General features: G+C 66.0%; 11 protein-coding genes. 4 read left to right on the forward strand and 7 right to left on the reverse strand.

Going from position 1 to position 9,504, the window contains the following annotated elements; translation table 11 throughout:
- Positions 1 to 106: 106 nt before the first annotated feature.
- From LNV28_RS09000 to argB, 3 genes are all read right to left on the reverse strand, one after another.
- A complete protein-coding gene (locus LNV28_RS09000; protein ID WP_263518673.1) occupies positions 107 to 802 on the reverse strand; it encodes a response regulator transcription factor in 696 nt (231 codons plus the stop codon).
- A gap of 119 nt (positions 803 to 921) precedes the next feature.
- Entirely contained in the window at positions 922 to 1,656 is a 735-nt protein-coding gene (locus tag LNV28_RS09005) for an HAD-IA family hydrolase (RefSeq protein ID WP_263518674.1), read from the reverse strand.
- Positions 1,657 to 1,665: 9 nt separating this feature from the next.
- Positions 1,666 to 2,583, reverse strand: a complete 918-nt coding sequence (gene argB, locus LNV28_RS09010) for an acetylglutamate kinase (protein WP_263518677.1) — start codon at positions 2,581 to 2,583, stop codon at positions 1,666 to 1,668.
- 136 nt (positions 2,584 to 2,719) lie between these two features.
- On the opposite strand from argB, the gene LNV28_RS09015 reads away from it, so the two are divergent.
- Together LNV28_RS09015 and dtd are read left to right on the forward strand one after the other, a co-directional pair.
- Entirely contained in the window at positions 2,720 to 3,631 is a 912-nt protein-coding gene (locus LNV28_RS09015) for a cation diffusion facilitator family transporter (RefSeq protein ID WP_263518679.1), read from the forward strand.
- Positions 3,628 to 4,068 carry a D-aminoacyl-tRNA deacylase gene (gene dtd, locus LNV28_RS09020; RefSeq protein ID WP_263518680.1) on the forward strand — a complete coding sequence of 147 codons (441 nt, stop codon included), beginning with the start codon at positions 3,628 to 3,630 and terminating at the stop codon, positions 4,066 to 4,068. The genes LNV28_RS09015 and dtd overlap by 4 nt, the downstream gene beginning before the upstream one ends.
- Positions 4,069 to 4,107: 39 nt before the next feature.
- Here the strand turns inward: dtd and LNV28_RS09025 are convergent, their stop codons facing one another.
- A complete protein-coding gene (locus tag LNV28_RS09025; protein ID WP_263518681.1) occupies positions 4,108 to 4,545 on the reverse strand; it encodes a MerR family transcriptional regulator in 438 nt (145 codons plus the stop codon).
- A gap of 129 nt (positions 4,546 to 4,674) precedes the next feature.
- Here LNV28_RS09025 and LNV28_RS09030 point away from each other — a divergent pair, with 129 nt between their 5' ends.
- Positions 4,675 to 5,142, forward strand: a complete 468-nt coding sequence (locus LNV28_RS09030) for a (2Fe-2S)-binding protein (protein ID WP_263518683.1) — start codon at positions 4,675 to 4,677, stop codon at positions 5,140 to 5,142.
- A complete protein-coding gene (locus LNV28_RS09035; RefSeq protein ID WP_263518685.1) occupies positions 5,139 to 7,400 on the forward strand; it encodes a xanthine dehydrogenase family protein molybdopterin-binding subunit in 2,262 nt (753 codons plus the stop codon). Before LNV28_RS09030 ends, LNV28_RS09035 begins: the two co-directional genes overlap by 4 nt.
- Positions 7,401 to 7,413: 13 nt before the next feature.
- Here LNV28_RS09035 and LNV28_RS09040 read toward each other — a convergent pair whose 3' ends face one another.
- From LNV28_RS09040 to LNV28_RS09050, 3 genes are read right to left on the reverse strand one after another with little or no spacing between them, the layout of a single operon-like run.
- Complete coding sequence (locus LNV28_RS09040; protein ID WP_263518687.1) at positions 7,414 to 8,085, reverse strand: tellurite resistance TerB family protein; 672 nt, start codon at positions 8,083 to 8,085, stop codon at positions 7,414 to 7,416.
- Between the two features lie 24 nt (positions 8,086 to 8,109).
- Positions 8,110 to 8,985 (reverse strand): protease HtpX, encoded by an 876-nt coding sequence (gene htpX, locus LNV28_RS09045; protein ID WP_263518688.1) that lies wholly within the window; start codon positions 8,983 to 8,985, stop codon positions 8,110 to 8,112.
- A 42-nt stretch (positions 8,986 to 9,027) separates the two neighbouring features.
- The gene (locus LNV28_RS09050) at positions 9,028 to 9,453 is read right to left on the reverse strand and encodes a hypothetical protein (protein WP_263518689.1); all 426 of its coding nucleotides are present in this window, start codon (positions 9,451 to 9,453) and stop codon (positions 9,028 to 9,030) included.
- Positions 9,454 to 9,504: the final 51 nt, after the last annotated feature.

Raw genomic sequence — 9,504 nt, forward strand, 5'->3', positions numbered from 1 at the left:
GTGGCCGACCACGCGGGCCGGAAACGCGACTCAGCAGGCGAGGCTCAACCCACTGCGCGGCCGATTCTGGCACAGCCGAACCCCGCTCCCGATGTCAATCGGACCTTCAGTCGCGCAACCAACCCAGACGACGTGCTTCGTAGATGGCCTCCACCTTGGAGCGCACATGAAGCTTGCGGTAAACCCGCTTCACATAGGTCATCACCGTGTGCGGCGAGACCTGCATGAACTTGGCGATCTCATCGAAGGTGAAGCCCTTGGCGGCCAGGTGCAGGACTCGTGATTCCTGCTCGGACAGGGCCACGGCGTCTTCGTCCGTGGCCAAGGCATGAGCAACCGCCGCACCAGAGCCAGACGCCGCCGTATGTTGCGGCAATGCTGGTGCCAGACGCAGCAGCAGACGGCGCGCAATCACCGGGCTGATCGGGCTGCCGCCGGCGCGCAAGCAGCGCAGTTGCTCGGGCAGATCAAGGGCCAGGCTGTCCTTGAGCAAATAGCCGGTAGCCCCGGCCTCGATGCTGGACAGCACATGCTGCTCATCGCCGAACACCGAGATCACCATGACCTCGCATTGCGGCCGCGTCTGCGCGGCATGGCGGATCAGCTCGATGCCGCTGCCGCCCGGCAGATCGAGGTCGACCAGGAGCACGTCAGGGTTCAGGCGGTCAAACAGCTGCCGACCTTGGGCCAGATCGGTGGCCATGCCGAGCAGGCGGATATCGGTCACCGAGGCCAAGGAACGGCTGAAGGCGTCGCGGAAACTGAGCTGGTCTTCGACGATCAGAACGGAGAAAGCGGACATGGAGGCCCCGGGTTGAAGCGGCCGATTCTGCACGGCCGCTGCGGGCGCGGCAAACTCAAATCACTGACTGAGCCTTCTTTGACCCAAACACCACGCTCCGCAGCACACAGATCAGCGATTCAGCCACAAGAACCTGACGTCGGATCCCCACGGCATGCCGTCTCCAACGATTTCAATTGGGCCAGGCTGCGCACCCGCTGATCGACATAGACTGGTCGACGGCGCAAACGCGCCCCCGCCTCGGGGCCTATGGTGGCGCGCTGGAGCCAACGCTGCATCCAGACCGTGGACATACCGACGCCGCGCGCCACCTTCTGGTGCACCAGGGTGTCTTCCACCAGCGTGCACTGGCCGGGCTGCAGGCGCAGGCGGGCCAGCAGATGGCGGAACATGCGCGCATCGGGCTTGGGTCGCAGCTGTCCGAACATGCGCATCTGTTCCATGGCGACCACGCCTTCGAAGTCACGCGACATGCCCAGCGCCGCCAGCACCCGCAAGGCATAGGCCAACGGCGCATTGGTCAGCAGGAACTTGCGCCCAGGCAGGCGGCGCAAGGCCGCCAGATCATGGGCATGACTGTGCAGATGGTCTTCCAGGCCCGGCAAGGCATGGGTCTGCGCCAGGAAATGGGCTGCCGACACGCCATGGTGCCGCTCCAACCCGAGCAAGGTGGCGCCGTAGCGATGCCAATAGCGGGCACGCAGCTCACTGGCCTCGTCACGCGGCAAGTCCAGATACTCGGCGATGTAATCGGTCATCGCCACATTGAGCGCCCCGAACACATGGCCGGAGGCCTTGTGCAGGGTGTTGTCGAGGTCGAAGAACCAGACCCGGGAACTGCGCCGGTCAGCCATGGGGCGGTCTCAGTGAGACCGAATCATGGTTCCGTACGCTTGGTCCGACAGGATCTCCAGCAGCATCGCATGCGGCACGCGGCCGTCGATGATGTGGACGGCGTTGACGCCACTCTTGGCGGCGTCGATGGCGCCGGCGATCTTGGGGATCATGCCGCCGCTGATGGTGCCGTCCGCCACCAGCTCGTCGATGCGGCGCGGGGTCAGCTCGGTCAGCAGCTGGCCATCCTTGTCCAGCACACCGCGGATGTTCGTGAGCATCAAGAGCTTCTCAGCCTTCAGCACCGTGGCCAGCTTGGCCGCCACCACATCGGCATTGATGTTGTAACTTTCATTGTTCTCGCCGAAGCCGATCGGGCTGACCACGGGGATGAACTGGTCGTCCTGCAAGGCTTTGACCACGCTGGGGTCGATGGAGACGATGTCGCCGACCTGGCCGATGTCGTGCTCCTTGCTCGGATCGTCCTTGTCTTGAATCATGAGTTTCTTGGCGCGGATCATGCCGCCGTCGCGCCCGGTCAGGCCCACGGCCTTGCCGCCGGCGGCATTGATCAGGCCCACCACATCCTGCTGCACCTCACCGGCCAGCACCCACTCGACCACGTCCATGGTCTCCGCATCGGTGACGCGCATGCCCTGGATGAAATGGCCTTGCTTGCCCAGCTTGCTCAAGAGGCCTTCGATCTGCGGGCCGCCACCGTGCACCACCACCGGGTTCAGGCCCACCAGCTTGAGCAGCACCACGTCCTCGGCGAAGTCTTTTTGCAGCTCCGGGTCGGTCATGGCATTGCCACCGTACTTGATGACGATGGTCTTGCCGTGGTACTTGCGGATATAGGGCAAAGCCTGGGACAGGATCTCGGCCTTTTCACGCGGGGCAATGTGGGCCACATCGGTGCTGGAGGTGGCGGTCGTGTCGTTCTTCATGGCGGGCGCGCAGGCAGCACACAGGAGTTTGAAACTGGCGCGATTGTAGGGTCGCGGTGTTGGGTCGCGTGTGGGGTCGCGAACCTGGCTGACACGGCTTAAGCCAGGCTTCAGCCAGGGCAGCCACAATGCCGCCATGCAAGTCGCCTCCTACCTGAAACTGTCCATCGCCGTCGCCCTGGTGACCATCGCCTTGAAAACCGGCGCCTGGTGGTGGACCGACTCGGTCAGCCTGGCCGCCGATGCGCTGGAATCCCTGGTCAACCTGGCAGGCGCCATCTTCGCCCTGGCCATGGTCACGGTGGCGGCCAAGCCGCCGGACGCCGAACACCCGTTTGGCCACCACAAGGCCGAGTACTTCTCCAGCGGCTTCGAAGGCGTGCTCATCATCGCCGCGGGTCTGGGCATCATCTGGGCCTCGGTCCACCGCCTGCTGGACCCGCAGCCGGTCGAGGGCCTGGGCCTGGGCGTGGCCCTGGCCATCATCAGCTCAGCCCTGAATGGCGGCCTGGCCTGGGCCATGCTCAAGAAGGCGCGCGAGCACCGCTCCATGGCCCTTGAGGCCGATGCCCGCCATCTGTTCACCGATGTCTGGACCTCGGCCGGCGTGGTGCTGGGCTTGGTCGGCGTCATGCTGACCGGCTGGCAATGGTTGGACCCGCTGCTGGCCGCCGTCGTGGCCCTGAACATCTTGCGCGAGGGCGTGCACCTGGTCTGGAAGTCCAGCCACGGCCTGATGGACCAGGCCCTGGATCCCGAAGAACTGCAAGCGGTGCAGCAGGTGCTGGACCGCTTCGCCCAGGCCCAGCACATCCGCTTCGACCACATCGCCAGCCGCAGCGCCGGCCAGCGCCGCTATCTCGACCTGCACATGCACATGCCCGCCAGCTGGAGCCTGGGCCAGGCCGCGGCCGAGCGCAATGCGCTGGAGCGTGCGCTGATGGCCGCCGTGCCCGGGCTGCGCGCCAGCATTCAGCTGCTGCCCAGCGATGTGGAGGCGCATTTCGATGACCCACAAGATGAACCGATCCTGGAGAAGCAAGCATGATCGCCGTGCTGCAACGGGTGCAACACGCCCAGGTTGAAGTAGATGGCCGCATCACCGGCGCCATCGGACCGGGCCTCTTGATGCTGGTCTGCGCCGAGCCCGGCGACAGCGAGGCCCAGGCCGACAAGTTGATCGCCAAGGTGCTCAAGCTTCGCATCTTCAGCGACGCGGCTGGCAAGATGAACCTCAGCGTGCAAGACATCGCCGGCGGCCTGTTGATCGTTTCGCAATTCACCCTGGCCGCCGATTGCAGCAGCGGCAATCGCCCCAGCTTCACCGGCGCTGCCGGTGCCGAGCAAGGCCGCCGCCTCTACGACTACTGCCTGGCTGCAGCGCGGCGCCAGCACTCCCAGGTCGAGGCCGGCGAATTCGGCGCCGACATGAAGGTCAGCCTGCTGAACGACGGGCCGGTGACGATTCCGCTGCAGATTCGCTGAGGCGCAGGATGGGCCGAGGGGCCGAGCTAGCGGCGGGAGTCAACGGACCCGCTGCCGCGCGCGTCGCGTCGCGCCGGCGACCGGGTCGGGCGGCGCCACGGCTGATGCGATCTGCAGGCAACGGCCCGCTTGCCACTCGGCGTTCAGGTCTTGCATCAGCGACTCCAGTTCCAGCCTTTGGGCCGTCAAAACGGCCTGCATGGCATCGATCTCGGCCAGCCGAGCCTGCATGCTCTGCAGGATCTGATCATGCGGCAGCCCCTCGCCCTGGGCGGGAATGAGGCTGCGCAAGGATTCCAGCGAAAAGCCCAGGCCTTGCGCGGTCTGAATCAACAAGAGGCGCTGAACGCTCGCCTCGTCATAGACCCGATAGCCATTGGGGCCCCGACTGGCCGGCGGCAGCAAGCCGCTCGACTCGTAGAAGCGAATGGCGGAGGCCGCCAAGCCGCTGCGCTTTGCCAAATCACCGATCTTCATCCGCTCACACCCACGCTTTGCCCATGCGACCGAAGAATTTCAGCCGGGCACTTGACCTTGAAGCCAGCTTGAAGCTTAGCATCGGCGCCAAGCCAGCCCGGCCCCCACTCTTTTCCTGATGAGCCCCGCATGAGCACACAGTTGACCGTCAATGGCCAAGGCCACAGTCTCGATGTCGAAGCCGACACCCCCTTGCTCTGGGTGCTGCGAGACGAACTGGGGCTGACCGGCACCAAGTTTGGCTGCGGTGTGGCCAGCTGCGGTGCCTGCACAGTGGACATCGACGGCACGGCCACCCGGTCCTGCGTGATGCCCGTCGGCGCCTTGCAGGGCAAGCACATCCGCACCATCGAGGCCGAGCCCGATCGCATCACCGCCGCCCTGCAGGCAGCCTGGATCCAGCTGCAAGTGCCGCAATGCGGCTACTGCCAGAGCGGCATGATCATGGCCGCGACCGCGCTCTTGCGCAGCACGCCCAAACCCAGCGACGCCGACATCGACGCCGGCATCAGCAACCTCTGCCGCTGCGGCACCTACCAGCGCATTCGCGCGGGCATCCATGCGGCCGCGGCGCAAGTGCGCGGGAGCGCGGCATGAAGCGCCGCGGCTTTCTGATTGCCGGCGGCTTGCTGGGCGGCGGCTTGCTGCTAGGTGTGGGTTTGAGCACCCCGCCCTCGGCCAGATCCAGGTTGGGTGACAAGACCACGCTGCCGACCGAGGGCGGGCAGATTGCCCTGAACGGCTGGGTCAAGCTCATGCCGGACGGCCGCGTCATCGTCGCCACACCGCGGGCCGAGATGGGCCAGGGCGTGCACACGGCCTTGGCCATGTTGGTGGCTGAAGAGCTCGATGCCGATTGGAGCCAGGTCAGCACCGAGCAGGCGCCGCTGGCTCAGATCTATGCCAACACCGCCCTGCTGCTCAATGTGCTGCCCTTCAGCTCGGACGATGACAGTCTGCTGGCGCGCCTGGCGCGGCGCTCGGTGCAGCGCGTCGGCTATCTGCTGAGCCTGCAGGTCACGGGCGGCTCGTCCAGCGTTCGCGACGCCTGGGAACCGATGCGCCTGGCCGGCGCCACGGCCCGCGCCCTGCTGGTCGACGCTGCGGCTCAGCGCTGGAACGTGGCGTCCGAGAGCTGCCAGGTGCAGGCCGGCGTGGTGCGCCACCCGACCAGCGGACGCCAGGCCGGCTTTGGCGAGCTGGCCGCCGATACCGTGAACATCGCCCCGCGCCGGGACGTCGCAATGAAAGACCCGAGCCAATTCCGCCTGATCGGCAAACCCATGCCGCGCACGGACATTCCGGCCAAGGTCAACGGCCGCGCGCAGTTCGGCATCGACATGCAGCCCGAAGGCCTGCTCTACGCCGCCATCCGCCATTGCCCGGTGCTGGGCGGCAAGGTGCGCCAGGTCGACAGCGCTGCCGCCAAGGCCCGCCGCGGCGTGGCCGATGTGCAAGTCTTGCAGGAGCGTTCGGTGGTGGTGCTGGCCGACCGCTACTGGCGCGCCAAGTCGGCGCTGGATGCGCTCAAGATCGATTGGGACGAAGGCCCCAATGCCCAGCTGGATTCCAGTCTGATCCGCGCCCAACTGCAGGTCGCACTGGACGCCGGCGCCAAGGGCAGCGGATTTCGCCAGCAAGGCGATGCCGAAGCTGTCTTGAGCGCAGCCGGCCGCAAACTGGAAGCGAGCTACTACGCCCCCTTTCTGGCCCATGCAGCCCTGGAGCCCATCAACTGCACGGCCCAATTCAAGGATGGCCATCTGACGGTCTGGTGCGGCACCCAGGCCGCCTCGCTGGCGCGCTGGAAAGCGGCACAAGTAGCCGGTATCGATAGCGAGCAAGTGACACTGCACGTGCCCCTGCTGGGCGGAGGCTTCGGCCGCCGCCTGGAGCTGGACATGATCGAGGAGGCGGTGCTGCTGGCCCTGCAAACCCAGGGTCGGCCGGTCAAGCTGCTGTGGTCGCGCGAGGAAGACATGCAGCACGATATGTACCGCCCCGCCGCCATGGCCCGCTTTGTCGCCGCACTCGATGAACAAGGGCGGCCGCAGGCCTGGCTGAACCGTGTGGCGGCGCCCTCCATTGGCCTGTCCACCACCGAACGCCTACTGCCCTCGATGGCGGCCGATTCCCCCGACAAGAACCAGATCGAAGGCGCCTTCGACCTGCCTTACGCCATTCCCAATCTGAGCGTGCGCCAGCTGCGGGTCAAGACGCCCGTGCCGGTGGGCTCCTGGCGCAGCGTCGGCCATTCCTACAACGCCTTCTTCACCGAAGGCTTCATCGACGAGCTGGCCTATGCGGCCAGGCAAGACCCCTTCGAATACCGCCGCTCGCTGCTGGCCGACAAGCCGCGCCACCGCGCGGTGTTGGAACTGGCCGCGACCAAGGCCGGTTGGGCTCAGACCTTGCCGGCCGGAAGGGCCCGCGGCATTGCCTTGCACGAGAGCTTCGGTTCCTGGTGTGCCCAGGTGGCCGAGGTCTCACTGCAGGACGGCCAAGTCCGGGTGCACCGTGTGGTCTGCGCCATCGACTGCGGTGTGGTGGTCAACCCAGACACGGTCGAAGCGCAGATGCAAAGCGCCATCGTCTACGGCCTGTCCGCCGCCTTGTACGGCGAGATCACGCTGAAAAACGGCCGCGTCGAGCAGAGCAATTTCCCCGACTACGAGGCCATCCGCCTGGCGCAGATGCCGCAGATCGACGTGCACATCATGCCCAGCAGCGCGGCACCCGGCGGCGTGGGTGAGCCGGGCACGCCGCCGATCGCGCCGGCCGTGGCGAACGCCTTGTTTGCGCTGACCGGCCGGCGGATTCGCGATCTGCCGCTGCGGGCGGACCTGTTCGCCTGAAAGCGCCTTCCCCTCAGGCTGCGCTGGCCTGGGCTTCGAGTTCGGCCTTCAGGCCTTGGGGCAGTTGCAGTTGGCGCGCCAACTCATCGAGGTAGGCGCGCTCCATAAAGCTGGTTTCGTCAGCCACCAAGAGGCTGGCCAAATACATCTCGGCGGCCAGCGCCGGGCTGCTGGCGGCTTGCGCCACCTGGGCCGGATCCAAGGGGCGAGCCAGTTCGGCCTCCATCCACTGGCGCAGGGCCGGCTCGGCCTGCAGGCGCTGCAGCTCGGTCTCCAGCAGGCCGCGCTCGCGGGCGTCTAGGTGGCCATCGGCTTTCGCCGCCCCGATCATGGCCTGCAACAAGGCGCGGCCATGCTGCTCAGCGGGCGGCGCGCTCAGCTGCGGGGCAACAACTGCCGCAGGCTGCGGAGCGTGCGCTTGTTGCTGCTGTTGTTGCTGCTGCTCTTGCCAGGACTGGTAGGCCTTGTAGGCCACTGCGCCCAGTGCGGCGAGGCTGCCGTACTTGAGCGCCTTGCCGCCGAAGCTGCGGCCGCGTTTGCTGCCCAGCAGCAGGCCCAACGCACCGCCCGCCGCGGCGCCACCGCCGATCTGACCCCAGTCCGGCGCACGCGCGCCGCCGCTCTTGCCGTCCAGCAGGCCCAGGCCCGACTTGAACAGCTGCTCCAACATATTCTGTGCACTCATGGAATAGGTCTCCTGATTCGTTCTTCAAGCGGTCTGCTGCAGGCGTGCAATGCGCTCTTCCATCGGCGGGTGGCTGGAGAACAGCGCCATCATGCCGCCGGGGCGTGAGCTGATGCCCATGGACTGCATGGCCTTGGGCATCTCGCCCGGATCCAGGCCGCCCAGGCGAGCCAGGGCATTGACCATGGGCTGCTTGCGACCCATCAGCTGGGCGGCGCCGGCATCGGCACGGAACTCGCGCTGGCGCGAGAACCAGGCCACGATCATGGCCGCGACCACACCGAGCAGCAGGTCCATGACGATGGTGGTCACGTAGTAACCGATGCCAGGGCCGTCGTTCTGGTTGCGCAGCACGATTTTGTCGACGAAGTAGCCGACGATGCGCGAGAGGAAAACCACAAAGGTGTTCATGACGCCCTGGATCAGCGCCATGGTCACCATATCGCCATTGGCCACATGGGCCACTTCATGGCCAATCACCGCCTCAACCTCTTCGCGCGACATGGACTGCAGCAGGCCGGTGGACACCGCCACCAGGGCCGAGTTCTTGAACGCGCCGGTGGCGAAAGCATTGGGCGCACCTTCATAGATGCCGACCTCGGGCGTGGCGATGCCGGCCTTCTCGGCGAAGCGCTCCACCGTGGTCACCAGCCAGATGTGGGTGGTGTCGTTCGACTGGTTGATGATCTGCACGCCCGTGGTCCATTTGGCCATGGGCTTGCTGATCAAGAGCGAGATGAAGGCGCCGCCAAAGCCCATCACCATGGCAAAGCCCAGCAGCGATGTCAGGTTCAAACCATTGGCCGTGAGGAAGCGATTCAGGCCCAGCAGATGGACCGCCAAACCCAGCACCAGCATGACGCCGAGGTTGGTCATCAGGAACAGAAATATTCGTTTCATGGTGTCAGCACTCCAAGATTCAATAAAAGCTCAGCGCAGGCTTCAAGCCGAGGGCAGCGAGCGCGGCGGCACCAGCGTCGCCGCCTTGCTTTGCATCAGTTTGAGCAAGAGGCTCAGGCCACCGCCCAAGAGCAAGAGCAGGAAGATGCCCAGCCCCCAAATCAGCCAGACCAAGGGCGAGAGCCAGTCGCCCAGCACCGGCATGGTCTCCAACACACCCTTGAGCAGAGGCGCGAACAGGTCCACGAACTCGGCCAGGCCTTGCAGCAAGCCCTCGGGCACCCAAGGCGCCAGCCAGCTCGGCAGCTGCAGATCGGACAGGCGCGCGCCCAAGGTGGGCAGCCCTTCGGCTTGCGAGCCCAGGGCCGCCACGGTCCACAGGGCCAGGCTGTGGAAGGCCCAGCTCGCCAGCGACCACAGCGCCGCCAGCAATCCCAGCACCAGCCAGGTCAGCAGGTAATAGGCCATTGTCTTTCCCCTTTTTCAGAAATCGAGATGCGCACATTCTCTGCCTGTCGA

It is taken from the genome of Paucibacter sp. DJ2R-2 (genome assembly GCF_025717675.1).
Classification (GTDB): domain Bacteria; phylum Pseudomonadota; class Gammaproteobacteria; order Burkholderiales; family Burkholderiaceae_C; genus Paucibacter_A.